The organism is Anabaena sp. FACHB-1391, assembly GCF_014696755.1.
Taxonomy (GTDB): domain Bacteria; phylum Cyanobacteriota; class Cyanobacteriia; order Cyanobacteriales; family Nostocaceae; genus Dolichospermum; species Dolichospermum planctonicum.
Window position 1 is genome coordinate 1 of sequence record NZ_JACJQS010000019.1, and the last position, 19,133, is coordinate 19,133.

Annotated in this window: 12 protein-coding genes and 2 pseudogenes; 8 read left to right on the forward strand and 6 right to left on the reverse strand. The window is 38.2% G+C overall.

The genetic code is table 11. From position 1 onward, the window contains the following. Window positions 1-852: 852 nt before the first annotated feature. Window positions 853-4,371, reverse strand: coding sequence for a DUF4347 domain-containing protein (locus H6F62_RS10940; RefSeq protein WP_190372042.1), 3,519 nt, complete (start codon window positions 4,369-4,371; stop codon window positions 853-855). Window positions 4,372-5,242: 871 nt separating this feature from the next. Between H6F62_RS10940 and H6F62_RS10945 the strand changes: the two genes are divergently transcribed. Next, window positions 5,243-6,373: an acyltransferase family protein gene (locus tag H6F62_RS10945; RefSeq protein WP_190372043.1), complete on the forward strand. Its 1,131-nt coding sequence runs from the start codon at window positions 5,243-5,245 to the stop codon at window positions 6,371-6,373. A 122-nt stretch (window positions 6,374-6,495) separates the two neighbouring features. Here the strand turns inward: H6F62_RS10945 and H6F62_RS10950 are convergent. The 3 genes and pseudogenes from H6F62_RS10950 to H6F62_RS10960 all read right to left on the reverse strand — a co-directional run. Beyond that, window positions 6,496-6,711: pseudogene (locus H6F62_RS10950) on the reverse strand (Uma2 family endonuclease); the annotation flags it as partial. Window positions 6,712-6,992: 281 nt separating this feature from the next. After that, window positions 6,993-8,021 (reverse strand): GTPase ObgE, encoded by a 1,029-nt coding sequence (obgE, locus tag H6F62_RS10955; protein WP_190372044.1) that lies wholly within the window; start codon window positions 8,019-8,021, stop codon window positions 6,993-6,995. A 180-nt stretch (window positions 8,022-8,201) separates the two neighbouring features. Next, window positions 8,202-8,878: pseudogene (locus tag H6F62_RS10960) on the reverse strand (Mo-dependent nitrogenase C-terminal domain-containing protein). Between the two features lie 186 nt (window positions 8,879-9,064). Here H6F62_RS10960 and H6F62_RS10965 point away from each other — a divergent pair. Next, window positions 9,065-10,177 (forward strand): glutamate--cysteine ligase, encoded by a 1,113-nt coding sequence (locus H6F62_RS10965; RefSeq protein WP_137908377.1) that lies wholly within the window; start codon window positions 9,065-9,067, stop codon window positions 10,175-10,177. A 29-nt stretch (window positions 10,178-10,206) separates the two neighbouring features. Here the strand turns inward: H6F62_RS10965 and H6F62_RS10970 are convergent, their stop codons facing one another. After that, on the reverse strand, window positions 10,207-12,030 hold the full coding sequence (locus tag H6F62_RS10970) for a penicillin-binding protein 2 (RefSeq protein WP_137908376.1): 1,824 nt from the start codon (window positions 12,028-12,030) through the stop codon (window positions 10,207-10,209). 87 nt (window positions 12,031-12,117) lie between these two features. Then, on the reverse strand, window positions 12,118-12,768 hold the full coding sequence (locus tag H6F62_RS10975; protein WP_137908375.1) for a hypothetical protein: 651 nt from the start codon (window positions 12,766-12,768) through the stop codon (window positions 12,118-12,120). 262 nt (window positions 12,769-13,030) lie between these two features. Between H6F62_RS10975 and H6F62_RS10980 the strand changes: the two genes are divergently transcribed. The 6 genes from H6F62_RS10980 to glp all read left to right on the forward strand — a co-directional run bounded on the left by H6F62_RS10980 (window position 13,031) and on the right by glp (window position 19,098). Continuing rightward, entirely contained in the window at window positions 13,031-13,237 is a 207-nt protein-coding gene (locus tag H6F62_RS10980) for a hypothetical protein (RefSeq protein ID WP_137908374.1), read from the forward strand. 98 nt (window positions 13,238-13,335) lie between these two features. Then, window positions 13,336-14,004, forward strand: a complete 669-nt coding sequence (locus H6F62_RS10985) for a glutathione S-transferase (RefSeq protein WP_137908373.1) — start codon at window positions 13,336-13,338, stop codon at window positions 14,002-14,004. 31 nt (window positions 14,005-14,035) lie between these two features. Next, the gene (locus tag H6F62_RS10990) at window positions 14,036-14,350 is read left to right on the forward strand and encodes a hypothetical protein (RefSeq protein WP_137908372.1); all 315 of its coding nucleotides are present in this window, start codon (window positions 14,036-14,038) and stop codon (window positions 14,348-14,350) included. 135 nt (window positions 14,351-14,485) lie between these two features. After that, a complete protein-coding gene (glgB, locus tag H6F62_RS10995; protein ID WP_190372045.1) occupies window positions 14,486-16,777 on the forward strand; it encodes a 1,4-alpha-glucan branching enzyme in 2,292 nt (763 codons plus the stop codon). Between the two features lie 145 nt (window positions 16,778-16,922). Then, window positions 16,923-17,849, forward strand: coding sequence for a phosphodiester glycosidase family protein (locus H6F62_RS11000; RefSeq protein WP_190372046.1), 927 nt, complete (start codon window positions 16,923-16,925; stop codon window positions 17,847-17,849). 22 nt (window positions 17,850-17,871) lie between these two features. Beyond that, the gene (glp, locus tag H6F62_RS11005; protein ID WP_190372047.1) at window positions 17,872-19,098 is read left to right on the forward strand and encodes a gephyrin-like molybdotransferase Glp; all 1,227 of its coding nucleotides are present in this window, start codon (window positions 17,872-17,874) and stop codon (window positions 19,096-19,098) included. The last annotated feature ends 35 nt before the right edge of the window (window positions 19,099-19,133 follow it).

A 19,133-nucleotide genomic window follows, 5' to 3' on the forward strand; every position in this document is an offset into this window, starting at 1 on the left:
CTGTTCCCTGTCAGCTGTCACCTAATTTATGTCAGAATCAGGATATCCAGGATGAAAGGATGTACAGGATGAAGATGAGGATTTTCTGATGATGTCAATGATTTAATATGGTGGGTTACGAATAGCTAACACACCCTACTATAAATAATTTAAGATAGTTCTTCCTTATCATGTCAACTGATGAAAGGATGTACAGGATGAAGATGGGGATTTTCTGATGATGTCAATGATTTAATATGGTGCGTTACGCTGTCGCTAACACACCCTACTTTTAAAATTTAAGATAGTTCTTCCTTATCAAGCTTAGGATAACATATTTAAAATCCTTTGTCAACACCTAAAAAGCAAATTTTTCGCGGTTTTTTTTGCATTTTGTTGGCTGTTCCCTGTCAACTGATGAAAGGATGTACAGGATGAGGAGGGGGATTTTCTGATGATGTCAATGATTTAATATGGTGCGTTACGAATAGCTAACACACCCTACTCAAAAAGCTGTTCCCTGTCACCTATCCCCGTGGCGTAGCACCTGTCACCTAATTTATGTCAGAATCAGGATATCCAGGATGAAAGGATGTACAGGATGAGGAGGGGGATTTTCTGATGATGTCAATGATTTAATATGGTGCGTTACGAATAGCTAACACACCCTACTTTTAAAATTTAAGATAGTTCTTCCTTATCAAGCTTAGGATAACATATTTAAAATCCTTTGTCAACACCTGAAAATCAAATTTTTCGCGGTTCTTTTGCGTTTTGTGATAATTGTAGGTTGGGTTAAGCCACAACGTAACCCAACAAAGTCCTAACAAGAAAGTCCCGAAGTTATTGGGTTTTCTCAACCCAACAAAGCTATTAACTAAATAGGAAAGTACCTCCGAACAGGTTTAAACTCGCATTGGTGCTATTAAATCCTGATGTATCAGATAAAATCATTAATGATTGACCAGTACCAAAACCAGGATTACCAATAATACCATCCCCAGCCCGCACTAATGTAGAATTACCTGATGTAATTACATCAAAACTGGCAATACCTGTAAAGTTCAGTTTATCGCCACCGACACCGCGCACAAAGTGGTAAACTGTATCTGTAGCATCACCAAGAACGTAATTAACGTTATCTACAGCATTATCGTTTAAACCTAAATACAAGGTATCGTTACCGAAGCCACCTCTGAGAATGTTAGCTGCTGCGTTACCTGTAATGCTGTTATCGAGGTCATTACCTGTACCGTTAATAGCGGTTGTTCCCTGTAACGTTAGGTTTTCGGTATTGGGGGTTAAGGTATAGGTTACAGTTGTGAAAACGCTATCAGTTCCTTCATTCACGTTTTCTGTGATGATATCTGCTGTACTGTCCACATAATAGGAGTCATTACCAGCGCCACCAATGAGGGTATCATTTCCTAAACCACCAATGAGAACGTTATCGGCTGCGTTACCTGTAATGATATTATTCAAGTCATTACCTGTCCCATTAATAGCCGTTGTTCCCTGTAACGTTAGGTTTTCGGTATTGGGGGTTAAGGTATAGGTTACAGTTGTGAAAACACTATCAGTTCCTTGATTTACTAATTCTGTGATGATATCTGCTGTATTGTCCACATAATAGGAGTCATTACCAGCACCACCAATCATAGTATCAGCGCCCGTACCACCTGTGAGAACGTTATCGGCTGCGTTACCTGTAATGATATTATTCAGGTTATTACCTGTACCGTTAATAGCGGTTGTTCCCTGTAACGTCAGGTTTTCTACATTGGTGCTGAGAGTATAAATTACACTACTGTAAACGATATCAGTTCCTTCATTCAGGTTTTCTGTAATGCTATCTGCTGTATTGTCCACATAATAGGAGTCATTACCAGCGCCACCAATTAAAGTATCAGCACCCGCACCACCAGTGAGAACGTTATCGGCTGTATTACCTGTAATGATATTATTGAGGGTGTTACCTGTACCGTTAATAGCGGTTGTTCCCTGTAACGTTAGGTTTTCTACATTGGCGCTGAGGGTGTAAGTTGCTGCGGTGCTGAAAACAATATCAGTTCCTTGATTTACTGATTCTGTGATGATATCTGCTGTACTGTCAACATAGTAGGAGTCATTACCAGCACCACCAATAAGGCTATCATTTCCTAAACCACCAATGAGGGTATCAGCGCCCGCACCACCATTAAGAACGTTATTACCAGTGTTACCTGTAATGGTATTATTGAGGGTGTTACCAGTACCGTTAATAGCGGTTGTTCCTTGTAACGTTAGGTTTTCTAGGTTGGCTCTTAATGTCCAAGTGATAAAAGATTCAACGGTATCAATACCTTGATTTAAAACTTCAGCAATGATATCTCCCACATTATCTACTACATAAGTATCATTACCTTTACCACCGATTAATAAATCTGCACCTGTTCCCCCGTTGAGAGTGTCATTACCATCTCCACCACCTAAATCATCGTTTCCTGTACCTGCTTTAATCCAATCATTACCAGTAGTACCATCAAAACTGACTGTACCTGTAAAGCTAGTTAAATCAAAGCGTTCAAATCCGAATACTGTTGTCCCAGGAATATCTAATTGATTGGTGGTGTTACTGGTATCTATGGAGATAAGAGCATTAGCTGTTCCTCCGGTGATAATTAAGGTGTCTGTGCCATTACCACCTTTGATGGTGTCGTTTTGTTGTAAATTAGCCCATGTACTGGTGATGGTGTCTTCTCCATGGTCAGCATCTATGATATCTTGTTGGGGTGTGGTGGTGAAACTTTCGTTATCGTTAAGGTCAGTGACTCCAATGGTTAATTGTGTTTCAAAGAATAACCCACCCTGGTCTGTTGTCCTGAGTCGAACGCTGTAACTGTTTTTGGTTTCAAAGTCAAAGACAAAGTTGGTGGTAAGTTGATTTCCGCTAATGGTAAATAAACTATTATCTGTTGCACCGTCTCCGGTGACTAAGCTATAAGTAAAGGTGTTTGCTGTATCTGGGTCTGTGGTGGTGAGATTACCCACTACTGTACCAATAATTTGGTTTTCCGCAATTGTACTGGTGGAGAGTGTGAGGCTGGTGGGTGCTTTGTTAATAAACTCACTCACGTCTATGATTTGTAGTCCTGAATACCCATCACCTACGTAAGCATAGTTACCGACTACTTGCACACCTCTAGCATAGCCAGATGTATTATAATTGCCCTTGAGGGTGGGGTTTGTGGGGTTGCTGATGTCAATTATTTGTAGTCCTGAACCATCATCAGCTACGTAAGCATAGTTACCGACTACTTGCACACTTATAGCATAGTCAGATGTATTATAATTGCCCTTGAGGGTGGGGTTAGTGGGGTTGCTGATATCAATGATTTGTAGTCCTGAATACTCATCAGCTACGTAAGCATAGTTACCGACTACTTGCACACCATAAGCATAGCCAGATGTATCATAATTGCCCTTGAGGGTGGGGGTAGTGGGGTTGCTGATATCAATGATTTGTAGTCCTGAATACCAATCAGCTACGTAAGCATAGTTACCGACTACTTGCACACCTACAGCCCCGTTAGGTGTATCATAATTGCCCTTGAGGGTGGGGTTTGTGGGGTTGCTTATGTCAATTATTTGTAGTCCTGAAGAATCATCAGCTACGTAAGCGTAGTTACCCACTACTTGCACACCTCTAGCACCACCAGATGTATTATAATTGCCCTTGAGGGTGGGGGTAGAGGGGTTGCTGATATCAATGATTTGTAGTCCTGAAGTCCAATCAGATACGTAAGCATAGTTACCGACTACTTGCACACCAGTAGCCAAGCCAGATGTATCATAATTGCCCACTAATGTGGGTGCAAATACTCCCTGGTAGTTGTGGAGGGTGTGTGCAACAATATCTGACAAATGTAGAGATGTTCCATGGAACGTCTCTGTAACGGGAATGTTCACCTCTAACTGCCAATTTCCCCCTAATGCTGCATTGCCGGTTTTTGTGGTGGAGGCGCTAATGGTGGCTTTGGTAATTTGATGTAATTTGTGAATAAATTCTGCCCCAGCGTCTCCGGCAGCGACGTTACAACCATATAATAAAATATTCTGAGGTTGCCACTGTTGTAATTGTTGGGTGTAATTATGAATATTAGTTAAGTTTAGTTGACTATTGCCTAAATATAAGCATCCAGGCGCACCGTGGGAAAGGATGTGAATGGTGGTGATGTGGGGATATTGTTGTAAAATTTGGCTAACTTGCTCAATTCCGTCTTGATCTGGGGAAATAATAACTGTTTTTACGCCCTCGATAATTCCTGCTTGGAGGGTCTGATAGTCGGAAAGGGAGGCATCAATAAAAACAATTGTTGTTGCGGTTTGACGGAGAAAAGAGTTATTAGACATAATTTTTTCCTTTGCACCTGGTACTGTTGGTTTTTGTTATATGGGGTAGAAAATGAGCAACTTCACGTAATAAAACCTTGTCATAATATGATGGTAATTGATTAAAGTCAGAAGTACAACCGTATTTTTTAAAATTTAATGTGTGTTAATTAGTGTCATATACATAATACTCTGGTAACATTCATGTTTTTACATTTGTCAGAATCAGGATATCCAGGATGAAAGGATGTACAGGATGAAGATGGGGATTTTATGATTATGTCAATGATTTAAAATGATGCGCTACTAGTCGCTAACACACCCTACTCAAAAAGCTGTTCCCTATTCCCTGTTCCCTGTCACCTGTCACCTGTCACCTAATTTATGTCAGAATCAGGATATCCAGGATGAAAGGATGTACAGGATGAAGAGGGGGATTTTCTGATGATGTCAATGATTTAAAATGGTGCGTTACTAGTCGCTAACACACCCTACTCAAAAAGCTGTTCCCTGTCACCTATCACCTGTTACCTGTCACCTAATTTATGTCAGAATCAGGATATCCAGGATGAAAGGATGTACAGGATGAAGAGGGGGATTTTCTGATGATGTCAATGATTTAAAATGGTGCGTTACTAGTCGCTAACACACCCTACTCAAAAAGCTGTTCCCTATTCCCTGTTCCCTGTCACCTGTCACCTGTCACCTAATTTATGTCAGAATCAGGATATCCAGGATGAAAGGATGTACAGGATGAGGAGGGGGATTTTCTGATGATGTCAATGATTTAAAATGGTGCGTTACTAGTCGCTAACACACCCTACTCAAAAAGCTGTTCCCTGTCACCTATCCCCGTGGCGTAGCACCTGTTCCCTAATAAGATATTCTGTCTATGCGTCTGAGTTCACTTGATGTGTTTCGTGGTATTACCATTGCAGCGATGATTCTTGCTAATATGGCAGGAGTCGCTGATGATGTTTATCGTTCCCTGAGTCATGCACAATGGCACGGTTGTACACCCACCGATTTAATATTTCCTTTCTTTTTATTCATTGTTGGTGTAGCAATGACTTTTTCTCTGTCAAAATATACAGCAGAGAACAAACCTAACAAAGCAGTTTATTTACGTATTCTCCGTCGGGCTGCTATTTTATTTATTTTGGGTTTACTGTTAAATGGTTTTTGGAATCAAGGTATTTGGACATTTGATTTAAGTAGTATCCGCTTGATGGGGATATTACAACGAATTGCTTTAACTTATCTATTTGCATCTTTGATAGTTTTAAAATTACCTCAGAAAAATCAATGGCTAGTAGCAGGAGGATTACTAATTGGTTATTGGCTGATAATGATGTATATTCCTGTTCCTAATTATGGTGCAGGAGTGCTGACGAGGGAAGGTAATTTTGGTGCGTTTATTGATAGATTAATTATTCCCAAAGCACATTTATATAAAGGTGATGGATTTAATTTTATGGGAGATCCTGAAGGACTTTTTAGCACTATTCCAGCCATAGTTAGCGTTTTAGCTGGGTATTTTACTGGACAATGGCTCAAAGATAAAAAACAGGCTAATTCCCAAACTAGCATGGATTTAGTATTATTTGGTTTGTGTTGTTTAGTAATTGCAATTATTTGGGATGTGGCATTTCCCATTAATAAGAAAATTTGGACGAGTTCCTATGTTTTATTTACCACTGGTTGGGCATTAATGTTATTAGCAGCTTGTTATGAGTTGATAGAAGTGAGGTTAATAAAACGCTGGAGTAAACCTTTGGAAATTATGGGACTAAATGCGATCGCTCTTTTTGTGGCTTCGGTAATTCTAATTAAAATTACAGTGAAAACCCAAATTGGTACAGGTGAAAATGCCATTAGTATCTATAATTGGATTTATCAAAATATTTTTGCATCTTGGGCGGGAAATTTCAACGGTTCATTTTTATTTGCACTTGTTACCCTGTTATTTTGGTATAGTGTTGCTGTTTTGATGTATCAGAAACGCTGGTTTATTAAAGTCTAAATAAAACTCTTGTGGGACGGGCATCTTGCCTGTCCAAATTCTGTAATAAATTCATTCTTTCACCTCAAAATCTACTTGATCATAGATATCTTCCAGCAAAATTTGACAAGCAATAGCAGCTAAAGCCGTTGGTCTGTAACAAAAACTTGATAGGGTTGACGTTTAAGAGCAAAATTTAGTATGGCATAAAAATTGCCAGCAAGTTGGTTGTGATCTGGTGTTCCACCTGTCTTATGTATAATTAATCCATTAATATATTCATGTCGTATATCTGAATTTACTTCTAGTTCTAGATATTCTGCGGGTGAATAGTAGAGTGTTTCTTGTGCAATAGTCATGATATTTCAACTCCCAAGGCTGCAAGTTGTTCGTTTATCCAATCTGTAACTGTGGTTTCATCTGTTTCGATGGCTTTTTCTACTCCTATTTTAGCAATTTCTAGGAGTTGTTTGGATGTTAGTTTTAGTAAAAATGATAATTTTATTCACTAAACGCCGAGAAGTTCCAGAAATACTGGAACTCTCAAACTAGATACCCGAATTAGTGTAAAACTAATTCCTACATTTTGAGTCAGTTAACACAATATTTGTGACTTTACTTAACAAAATCAAGCCACCAATTAAACCGCAACTTCCTGGGCTGCCAACACATTAATCTCATCTAAAATCCGCCAAATTTCCTGCATCATAGGATCTAAACCAGTGCGAGTTACCGCCGAAATTATGAAAACTGGGGCTAAGGCCAGATGATTTAATTGTGTAGCTAAAGCTTGCAAATCAACGGTTTCCCTATCAACAGCATCTATTTTATTCAAAGCTAAAATTTGCGGACGTTTAGCTAAACCTCGTCCATAGGCTTTAAGTTCTTCTTGAATGGTATGATAATCAGCAATGACATCTTCACTTGTCGCGTCAATTAAGTGTAATAAAACCCTTGTCCGTTCAATGTGACGTAGGAAATCATGACCTAAACCCGCTCCATGGGAAGCACCCGCAATTAAACCAGGAATATCGGCGAAAACTGTACCATCACCTGTGGGTTTTTTGACTACACCCAAATTAGGAATTAAGGTAGTAAATGGATAATCAGCTATTTTGGGACGCGCAGCCGATAAAGAAGAAATTAATGTAGATTTACCAGCATTTGGTAAACCAATAATTCCCACTTCTGCTAACAGTTTCAACTCTAAACGTAATACCTTTTTTTCACCTTCTAAACCAGGAAGTGCATATTCGGGAACGCGGTTACGATTACTTAAAAAATGTTGATTTCCCAGTCCACCTTTTCCACCTTCCGCAACTCGAAAAACTTGTCCAGGTTCAACTATATCGCATAGTAAAACACTTGTTACCGCATCATAAACAGCAGTACCACAGGGAACTTCGATAATTAGATCTTTCCCCCCTGCTCCAGTGCAATTATTTGGACCACCGCGTTCTCCGTCCTCGGCTTTAAACAGATGTTTATATCGAAAATCTAGTAAGGTTTGGAGGTTGGTATCAGCCACAAAAATTACTGAACCACCTTTGCCCCCATTTCCTCCAGAAGGACCCCCTGCGGGTACATATTTTTCTCTGCGGAAAGCGACAATACCATCACCTCCTTTACCTGCTTCTACTTCAATTACTGATTGGTCTATAAATTGCATAATTAGTCAGTTGTCAGTTGTCATTTTCTTTTTGAAAAATTACCAATATATTTTTCGGTAATTCGGTAATATACCATTTTCTAGTCCACTCAGGTACAAAATTATCTGCTTTTATCTGCGGTGAACTTCTCTATTTTTGTACCTATTTTGTACCTATGAGGATGGGAAATGCTATTAACTTTAAATATAAGGTGTAATATCCTCACCACAGTCATCTGCTAAGTATGAAAGAGCGCGGAAGCGTAAACCTACCATTTGTTCATAAAGGGGGTTAATTTTACAAAGTGGGGAATATGAACTATTTTCCGGCCAAATAAAGTTACATCTCTTTCAAAGGGACATTGGGAAGGAATCATTTTACACAAAAACCGCGCTACTCTGGGATCTTGAATATCTAACCCGTCTAACCATTGACGCAAGGGATTTAAAACATCAGATGTTGGGGGGGGTTGAAGTCCAGCCGGTGGGGAATCTTGGGTTTGTGTGCTATCCTCTAGGGTATGACGTAAGGCTGTGAGTAAATTTTCTTGCAGTTCTAATTTTTGACATAATTGCTGAAGTAGATCATCTTCACTAGGAGAGTATATACCATCAGCGATCGCTACCATTACCGCTGTCCGCAAAAAATTTTCCGCTATGGGTGTACCTTTACCCAATATAGCCGCTAATTCATCAACTCCAATTATTTCTAGGCTATCCCATTCCACCGTAGGGGTTAATTCATTTTTGGTCAGATTAGTAATTAATTCCTGTTCTTGAGCATCAAAATTACCATCTGCCCAAGCAATTGTCAGTAATCCACGCAACCAAGCAATAATTTGTTCACTACTGTAAGGAGTTTGAGCAACACTGATCATCATAACTCACGCCTCAAAATTTTCTTAGTCAATATTCAGCTATCTTGAAATAGACAATAATTACTCATGTCCTTGATTTCTTTGAGAAATCAGGGATTTAAAGTTCTAGTCCTGCTTTCATATTATTCGCAACGGCATAAATTATGGGTATAATTGGTTATATTTATAATAAATCAGGTGTAAAGTATGTTTTCTTTTGGTATTGAACATGAAGTGGCTTTTCTTAATCATCAAGGAAAATTCGCCGATTTCCATAATACAAAATTTGCCGATTTTCAGCAAATTATTGATAGATTACCCATTTATGCCACTGACTACCCACAATTAAGAGTTGGTGATGCTGGAATTAAGAAAAAGCGTTGGTATATTGAAGGATTTGAAAGATTTAGCGAGTCTGAAGAAGTAATTGACTGTTTAGCTAAAGGGATTGAAATTAGAACCACTATCCATTCTACTATTCAAGGCGCAATTGATGAATTAACAGCCAGTTTTAATTTACTCTGTGAAGTTGCTGCTAATTTTGGTTTTTCGCCAGTTCTAGCCAGTTTTAACCCCTATACTTGCGTATTTCAGCCAGAACCTCCATTAAATGATTTTGAAATTAGACAATTACAAGCTTATCCAGATGAACAAACTGCTCATATTTACATGGTTTCTTATGGACCAGATTTGAATATTTCCTGGGAAAATTTGTCTACTGAAAAGTTAATTGATATTGGTAAAAAGTTGACCTATTACAGTCCTTATATCATTCCTTTTAGTTATAGTTCCCCTTTTTATGATGGTGATTTATGGACAGGTTTATCAGTGAGGACATTTATCAGAACTGGAAAAAGATCAGCAGCATTAGTTTTTGTGGAAACAGCAGAAGAAATAATCAAAAGTGTTCCCTCATTAACAAAAATTGCCCGCATTCCTTCAGAAGTGGGACGGATAGAATTTAAAGCCTGTGATAGTTGTGATAATTTCGCTATTTATGCAGGTTTATTAGCTTTATTAAAAGGTTTAGTATTAGATGAAACTTTACCAGGCAGAGCCATTATACCTGATACTAACTTACATCAAATTTCGGCAAAATATGGCTTTGAAAATGAAGATATTTTCCTTAATTCTACCAAACTTTTACAAACTGCGGAAATTGCCCTTAAAGATGATTCGGACGTTGAATTTTTAGCCCCACTAAAAGTCATTTTATCAGAGCAGAAAACAAAATCCCATGAATTAATTCAGTTATTTGAAAATTTAGGTTCAATTGAATTAACTCTCAAGGAGACCTATCACAAATTATCACAAAGATGAAAACTGCTGTAATTAGCAATACTACATTTTTAATTCTTCTCTAGGGTGCTAGGGGGAATTTTTTCAATGGGAATTAGTGTTTCCATAACAGTTTTAGCAATGGGTGCAGCTACTGTAGAACCATAGGCATTTTCTCCCTTGGGTTCGTCTACAATTGCAAAAACCACATAACGGGGAGATTCCACAGGTAAAATAGCGACAAAACTAGTAATTCGCGCACCTTTAATATATCCACCATTAGGACTGGCTTTTTGGGCTGTTCCCGTTTTTCCACCAATACGATATCCTGAAATTCTTGCCGCTTTACCAGAACCTTCATTAATTACTGTTTCCATCATTTCTACAACATGATGAGTAATTGTAGGTGAAAAAACTTGTCTTGGTTCTGGGAGATTAACTGAATAGTGTATCTGTTCTTGACTGTCAATTAGTCCTCGAACTACATGAGGTGTAACTAATTTACCACCATTAGCTAATGCTCCGTGCAGTTGTACCAATTGTAAGGGAGTCAGAGAAAAGCCTTGTCCAAAAGATGTAGTTGCTGGTTCAATAGCTGAAGAGATAAATTTTTCTTGATTTTTTAATTGACCGCTGACTTCAAAAGGTAAATCTGTTTTAACTTTTTGTCCTAGTCTTAAACGTTCTAGCCAATTGTAGTATATGGATGGTTTTAATCGTTGCATCATTCTTACCATGCCAATATTACTAGAAGTTTGTAAAATTTGAGGAATAGTCAATTGACGATAACCAGTTTTTTCGGCATTTTTGATAGTATGTGTACCAATTTGGATAGAACCAGGATCTTCAAATATATCATCTGGTTTAATGATACCATTTTCTAAAGCGATCGCCACATTTACAGGTTTAAATGTTGATCCCGGTTCATAAAGATCAGCTACAGTCCAGTTTTTAAATAAGGAAATATCAGACTTAGCATACTCATTGGGATTATAAGTAGGCTGAGAAACCAAAGCCAGCAAAGAACCATCAAGTGCATCCATGACAATTACTGCACCTCGTTTGGCTTTAAACTTAGTCATCTGTTGTTTTAAAGCCGTACGCGCTGCCCGTTGTAGACGGCTATCAATAGTTAATTGCAGTTTCAAATCATCAAAATGCAGTAGTCCCTGAGTCGCGTAATCTGGCATTAATGACCCATTACCAGTCTTACTCATTCGCACCGTTTGTCCAGGGCGTTCTAGCAACTTCTCCTGACTGTATTCTACACCGGCTTGGCCACGACGGTCAAGATTAACATAGCCTATCACATCTGCCGCCAAATCATCTTGGGGATAAAATCGGGAGTATTTTTGAATAAACTCAAACCCATTTAAACGTAATGATATCAATTTATCAGAAATTTCCTCGGATACACCAGAAGCTAATAAAATACCACTACTTTTACTTTGGAATATTTTAACTAGTTCGTCCTTATTTTTACCAATAATCAGACCTATTTTTTCGGCAATTTTCTCCTGAGAATAATCAAATAATTTGGGATGGGCATATAAATTATATACGGGGCGGTCAATAGCTAACACATTATTATTTCTATCTGCCACTGGACGACGAGGAATGTACAGGCGTAAATTGACCATTTGCTGATTTCGCGCCCTCTGAGTCAATTTTTTTCCCTGAACAATTTGTAGCTGATATAAGTTCAATGCTAACCCTACCATAGCAATCATTAACACACCCCATACAGCTAACAGTCGTAATTTGGTGTTGGGGCTGTTTTCTGGTATTTTCGGAGCAATATTTACCGGTGGGGGTTGTTTAAAGAACTTTCGTTCCCGTCTGAATACTAAATTACGTAAATTTCCGAATTTTTTTTGACTTGATAGCTTTCGCATTGCCATAACTTATGTTTGATAATTAACAATTAACAATAGACAATTACAGCAGATTTTACATCAATGCTGTATCAATTATTAATTATTTTAATATCCCAGTGGAGATGGAGGTTCTGGTTGTGGGTCTGGTTGGGAAGTTGATAATGACGACTGAGGATAATTACTAAATTTCGGTGGTAAAAAAATTGTTTTCTCAGAGGTGGGTGATACCAATTCCGTATCAGGCTTTTCTGCCTCTTGTGCCATCTTGCTAGTCAGTGTTGCATTAGCAGTATTTAACTGTCGCTCATGACGTTGTAGGTTTTTAAATTTGCGGTAAGACTGACTCCAAAGCTCTTGGGAATATACTGTCCAACCATAAACTATTAATGCCGCTACCACTAATACAAATGCTAAAACTGACGAATAGCGATTGACTTTATATAGACGTAGCAACCATACAGGTATAGTTCCAGTATCACTAATGTCATGTAAACTGGTACTTGATTGCTCTTGGGTATAAGCAATGGGTTTTTTACGTCGTTCTCGGATTGCTGTATTATTTCTGCCAAATACGGAAAAGTTGAGCCAACTATCCTGAGTAACGGGGGATTTGAGTGCTGTCGCTTCCCTAGCAAGTCGGGAGGAACTCTGTATTTTTTTATCAAGACTCCGAGAACGTCGTCTATTTAACAAAGGAGAGTTGCGCCAGAACCAAGTATTTTTTGCCAAAACGGCTGATTTACGTTCAAGAACCATAATTTTTCTAATGGTAAATACTCTATCTTCGATGATGATGATATCTTGCCTAAAGTTACATTTCTAGATCAAGTTGGAGCTATTCTAACCTTGAGGAAGGCAAAAATTACGATTAGTTCGTATTACATATAACCCACAGAAGTGTTACGAAACATAATAGGTTGAAATATGTAATGAGAAAGCCGTTAAAAAAAATCAATAAATAAGGTATCTTATTCAACAGGCGAAATATTTTATGCCCACAATTGGTGAAAGAGGAGTTATGAAGACAAAAGTTTTTGGTTTGGCTCTTATGTTAAGTCTTGCTACCATGCTTGGAGCTTGTGAAGGTGGCGGTGGACCAACCGCTACTCCTAGTTCTCCAGCAGCAACAGCGGGTGGTGAACCAGCAGATACTGGTGCTACCCCTAAAGCGACAACATCTCCCACAGCGACAACATCTCCTACAGCGACTCCCAAAAAACCTTAGTATAGGATTGTGAGTCTTAACTCCTGGGCTGGATTTAATTCTTGCCCAGAGTAAGTTCTTCTTGTTGGTTTTGCCAGTAATCAGAATAATGTCAATGTATGTTGCTACTGCAATTTAGTACATCCCATTATTGTCGCAAAGCTCGGTTAGCCTTGGGTTATAAGGGAATTAGTTATCAAACTGAAGATCTCACCCCAGGGCTACATATCTTGAAGGTAAAGTCGTTAACTGGGTTAACGACGCTACCTGTTCTATTACCCCAAATTATAGGACAACCTGAAGCTATTGCTGACTCTACGGAAATTTGCAAATTTTTAGAAAGTTATCAACCTGAACCTCCTCTATTTTTAACCGATTTAGCAGAGCAAAGTCAAGCTGCGATGTTAGAAGATTGGTTAGATGAAAGCATAGGTACGGCTACTAGGTTTGTATATTATCAATTTCGCGCTGGTGAGGGTAAAGCAATTGACCCATCACTATTTAGCCAAATGGTGATTAAAATAGTTAGACAACAATATGGTATTAATGATACTACTGTTGAATTAGCTCAAAAAAGACTCGCCAATGCTTTGTCAGTATTATCTATGTATTGGCAAAATAGCGATTATTTAGTGGGTGGCCGTTTGAGTATAGCTGATATTGCCGCAGCAGCTTTGTTGAGTCCTTTAGCACTAATTCCTGATTATCGTCAGCAATATCCGCAGGTTTTTGCACGCATTATCAATATCCACCAATTATGCTCTGAACCATTACCACCAGGACTTTAGAAATTAAAGCAGGATTCGGAAGGTTTGATAGATGAAACCCATACTTTTTTTTATTCTGAGTGTTACTACTAGTGTTTTGGTCGTTTTAGTAGGTCATTATGGTCAAACGGTAATGGCATTACCACCACAAGAAGATATACCAGAGGAGATATTGCGAACAGAAATTATTTTAGCAGCGCGATCGCCCATTGATGGTAAAGTGGTTACGCCGGCCGAATATGCCCAATTAGAAGCACAAATGGAAATTAGTCCGCCACCACGGTTAAATGCTACCATCCGCGATCAATTTTTTCTGTTACAAATACGGAAGGTATTATTACAAATTTTCCCATTTTTAAATATTTAGTGAAGAAAAGGGATAAACAATAAGTAATATTTATGATCAATAATCAATGACTAATGACTAATGACTAAAGATGCGAGAATATAAAGAGATAAAAATTAGATTTAGCTAATCATCGTATATCACATAGGTAGCTTCATGTCCATAACCACGGTCGCCCCTGAACAGGTTAATCGCATCGTTCACAATCAACATCATGATCCGTTTGAAATCCTGGGTTCTCATCTCATCGAGCAAAATGGTAAAACTGTTTGGGCAGTGCGAGCATACCTACCAAATGCCAGTGCTGTATGGGTGGTAGTTCCAGAAGAGCGGAAAGAATACCCAATGGACACAGTGCATGATCCTCACTTTTTTGAATGTACCATTGAAACCGCAGAACTGAAAAATTATCAGTTACGGATTAAAGAAGGGGAACATGAGCGGGTTGTGAATGATCCTTATGCCTTCCGTTCTGCCCACTTAACAGAATTTGATCTGCATTTATTTAGTGAAGGCAATCATCACCGCATTTATGAGAAATTGGGAGCGCATACTACAGAAGTAGATGGTATTAAAGGCGTTTATTTTGCGGTTTGGGCACCCAATGCCCGCAACGTCTCTGTATTAGGAGATTTTAACCTGTGGGATGGACGCAAACACCAAATGCGGAAAGGACACACAGGGGTTTGGGAATTATTTATTCCCGAAATCGGTGTAGGAGAACATTACAAATACGAAATCAAAAATTTTGAAGGACATATTTACGAAAAATCTGATCCCTACGGTTTTCAGCAAGAACCACGTCCGAAAACAGCATCTATTGTTACAGACTTAAATTCCTACACCTGGAATGACGAAGACTGGATAGAAAAGCGCCGACATACTGACCCCCTCAGCCAACCTATTTCCGTGTACGAAGTCCATTTAGGGTCTTGGTTACACGCTGCTAGTGCTGAACCAGCCAAATTACCCAATGGGGAAAATGAAGCTGTAGTTGTGGTTTCCGAACTAAAAACCGGCGCCCGGTTTCTGACTTATCGGGAATTAGCAGCTAAACTCATTCCCTACGTCAAGGAATTAGGATATACCCACTTAGAACTTCTACCCATTGCCGAACACCCTTTTGATGGTTCTTGGGGTTATCAAGTAACTGGTTACTTTGCGCCTACATCCCGCTTTGGTACTCCCGAAGACTTTATGTATTTTGTGGATGAATGTCATAAAAATGGCATCGGTGTAATTGTAGACTGGGTTCCTGGTCACTTCCCTAAAGATGGTCATGGTTTAGCCTTCTTTGATGGTAGTCACTTGTATGAACACGCTGATTCCCGCAAAGGTGAACATAAGGAATGGGGGACTTTAGTATTTAACTACAATCGTCATGAAGTCCGTAATTTCTTGGTGGCCAATGCCCTATTCTGGTTTGATAAATACCACATTGACGGCATTCGCGTTGATGCTGTTGCTTCCATGCTCTACCTTGATTATTGCCGGAAAGCAGGGGAATGGTTGCCCAACGAATACGGTGGTAGAGAAAATTTAGAAGCTGCGGATTTTTTACGTCAAGTTAATCACCTGCTGTTTAGTTATTATCCTGGTGTACTGTCCATTGCAGAAGAATCCACATCTTGGCCAATGGTATCCTGGCCTACCTATACAGGGGGATTGGGTTTTAACTTAAAGTGGAATATGGGCTGGATGCACGATATGCTGGATTACTTCAGTATGGACCCGTGGTTTCGTCAGTTCCATCAAAACAACATTACCTTTAGTATGTGGTATAACCACAGTGAGAATTTCATGTTAGCTCTGTCCCACGATGAAATCGTCCATGGCAAGAGTAATATGATCGGTAAAATGCCGGGTGATCAATGGCAAAAGTTAGCTAATATCCGTTGTTTATTTACTTATATGTTTGCTCACCCTGGTAAGAAAACCATGTTTATGAGCATGGAATTTGCACAATGGAGTGAGTGGAATGTTTGGGCTGATTTAGAGTGGCATTTATTACAGTATGAACCACACCGACAGTTAAAAGATTTTTTCCAGTCTCTTAACTATTTTTACCGTTCTGAACCTGCTTTATACAGTCAAGATTTTGACCAAGCAGGGTTCGAGTGGATTGACTGTACTGATAACAGCCATAGTGTAGTTTCTTTTATCCGTCGTGACAAAAATTCCAGTGATTTTATCATTGTGGTTTGTAATTTTACTCCCCAACCCCATTCCCACTATCGCATAGGTGTTCCAGAACAGGGTTTTTATACCGAGTTGTTCAATAGTGATGCCCGTCAGTATGGCGGTAGTAACATGGGTAACTTAGGTGGTAAGTGGACTGATGATTGGTCTTTGCATAATCGTCCTTATTCCTTAGATTTGTGTTTACCTCCTTTGGGTGTGTTGATGCTCAAGTTGGATAAACAGAATTCAGCACAAGTGATAGGCTAGTTGTTTAGGGTGGGCATTGCTCACCCTATGTGTTTATTAGCGGTTATATTAATGCTTTATCTGATTTAAAAGAAGAATACTTTCACTGTATTTCCAAAAAGCGATCGCTTATGATTAGATAATAACTAAATTATCTAGAGTTAATATGAACACAAATAAATTATTTTTAATATCTATTGCGACAATAACAGCGGCTTTAATATCAGGTTCAGAGGGTGTCATAGCTAATTCAAAAGCGAAAAAGTCTGTTAACTGTCCTGGTAAAAATCCTCAATTTGGTATTGAGTTTTTTCAGACTAATAATAATGGAGAAAGATATAAAAAAGGGATTAATCATGTAATTATTTTTAATCCTCAATCTCCCAAGTTAGATTTTAAAGTCAATGTCGGTTTAGATCATCAGATTTATGCTAAGGATTCTAGGGGAAGATTTCGCAGAGAATATGTACCAAAACAGTTTCGAGAAATTATCACTGATAGTAATTCTAAATTAAATGGTAAATCACCAATTGCAGCCATTAATGCTGACTATATAGATCCAAAAAATCAACCTCAAGGTTTAAATATTTCTCGCGGTGTTGAATATTCAGGAGTATTTAAAAATAGACGTTCTTCCTTTGGAATATCATCAGGAAATCCTCAACAACGTCAAGCCACCATGGGAACTGGAAGAAGAGGAACAAATATTCTCAATTATAATATAGTGGGGGGTAATGGGAGATTTTATAATCAAGGAAAATTCAAAGATATTTGTCAAGCTTTAGGAAAATTTGCTTGTCAAGGTGCTACTAATCGTTCTTTAGTTGCGATTACCAGTAAAGGTTTTGTAATTTTCCTGGTCAATGATGTGAAAGCTAATTCTATTATTCAAGTTTCTGCTAACAATCAAGAATTACTACCCCATCAATTTGATAATGTTTTAACAGGAATTGCTAGAAATAACTGTTTAGGGACAATTCAGGAAGGAATGTTATTTGATGGGGGAATGTCTCCAGGATTGTTTTATAATAATAAAATATATGTCGAGAATTTAGGTCCTATTGGTTCGGTATTTTTAATTTATCAAAAGTAATCAAATAACAGATTTATTTACTATGTTATCAGTCAAAGATGCAGAAACGATTATTTTCAATCATGTCCAACCTTTAAATCAAGAACATGATCTGGAAATTGTGGATTTATTGACAGCATTTCACCGAATTTTAGCAACTCCTGTAATTAGTTCTTTAGATTTTCCTCATTGGGACAATTCCGCAATGGATGGTTTTGCTGTACGTTATGAAGATGTGAAACATTCCACTTCTGAAAATCCCACAATTTTGGAAATTGTCGAAGAGATTCCCGCAGGATATCAACCTCAAAATACTATTAAACCAGGACAAGCAGCCAGAATTTTCACTGGTGCAATAATCCCAAAAGGTGCAGATACTGTAATTATGCAGGAAAAAACTAATTTACAGGAGAATCAAGTTTTTATTTTTGCTAGACCTCAACCCCAAGAATTTGTCAGAAAACAAGGAGACTTTTATCAAGCAGGAACAGAACTTTTACCAGCGGGAATTACCCTCAATGCAGCGGAAATTGCGATTTTAGCCGCAGCACAATTACCGAAAATCAGTGTTTTCCGTCGTCGACGGGTGGCGATTTTTTCTAGCGGTGATGAGTTAGTAACACCAAAACAAACTCTAAAACCCGGACAAATAGTAGATTCTAATCAATATGCTTTAGCAGCTTTAGTACGTAATTTGGGTGCAGAAGTGTTAACATTAGGAATTATTAAGGATAATCCTAGCGCGTTGACAGAGACTATCAATTATGCAATTAATAATAGTGATATAGTTATTTCTTCTGGTGGAGTTTCCGTAGGTGATTATGATTATATTACTAATATATTAACATCTTTAGGAGCAGAAATTCATTTTTGTGCTGTGCAAATGCGTCCAGGAAAACCTTTAACATTTGCTACATTTCCTAATTCTCTTTATTTTGGTTTACCAGGAAATCCTGTTTCGGCTTTAGTCACATTTTGGAGATTTGTAGAACCGACAATTAAAAAACTTTCAGGAATTAATCAGGGTTGGGAAAGTAAATTTATCAAAGTGAAATCTCATTGCGAATTAAAATCTAACGGAAAAATGGAAACTTATATTTGGGGTAATTTAAAATTAAATGATGGTATTTATGAGTTTCAGCAAACAAGTGGTAATTTAAATTCGGGGAACTTAATTAATTTAGCTCAAACTAATGCTTTAGCCATTTTACCAGTAAGAAAAACCTTAGTTACTCCAGGAGAAGAAGTTTTAGTTTTGCAAATAGGATAAAAGGAAATCAACTCTCCGCACCACTAAGCATACTG

Excerpts from the sequence above, each read along its gene's own strand:
- H6F62_RS10940 (WP_190372042.1), bottom strand. The coding sequence starts at position 4,371 with ATGTCTAATAACTCTTTTCTCCGTCAAACCGCAACAACAATTGTTTTT.
- H6F62_RS10945 (WP_190372043.1), top strand. The coding sequence starts at position 5,243 with ATGCGTCTGAGTTCACTTGATGTGTTTCGTGGTATTACCATTGCAGCG.
- obgE (WP_190372044.1), bottom strand. The coding sequence starts at position 8,021 with ATGCAATTTATAGACCAATCAGTAATTGAAGTAGAAGCAGGTAAAGGA.
- H6F62_RS10965 (WP_137908377.1), top strand. The coding sequence starts at position 9,065 with ATGTTTTCTTTTGGTATTGAACATGAAGTGGCTTTTCTTAATCATCAA.
- H6F62_RS10970 (WP_137908376.1), bottom strand. The coding sequence starts at position 12,030 with ATGCGAAAGCTATCAAGTCAAAAAAAATTCGGAAATTTACGTAATTTA.
- H6F62_RS10975 (WP_137908375.1), bottom strand. The coding sequence starts at position 12,768 with ATGGTTCTTGAACGTAAATCAGCCGTTTTGGCAAAAAATACTTGGTTC.
- H6F62_RS10980 (WP_137908374.1), top strand. The coding sequence starts at position 13,031 with ATGAAGACAAAAGTTTTTGGTTTGGCTCTTATGTTAAGTCTTGCTACC.
- H6F62_RS10985 (WP_137908373.1), top strand. The coding sequence starts at position 13,336 with ATGTTGCTACTGCAATTTAGTACATCCCATTATTGTCGCAAAGCTCGG.
- H6F62_RS10990 (WP_137908372.1), top strand. The coding sequence starts at position 14,036 with ATGAAACCCATACTTTTTTTTATTCTGAGTGTTACTACTAGTGTTTTG.
- glgB (WP_190372045.1), top strand. The coding sequence starts at position 14,486 with ATGTCCATAACCACGGTCGCCCCTGAACAGGTTAATCGCATCGTTCAC.
- H6F62_RS11000 (WP_190372046.1), top strand. The coding sequence starts at position 16,923 with ATGAACACAAATAAATTATTTTTAATATCTATTGCGACAATAACAGCG.
- glp (WP_190372047.1), top strand. The coding sequence starts at position 17,872 with ATGTTATCAGTCAAAGATGCAGAAACGATTATTTTCAATCATGTCCAA.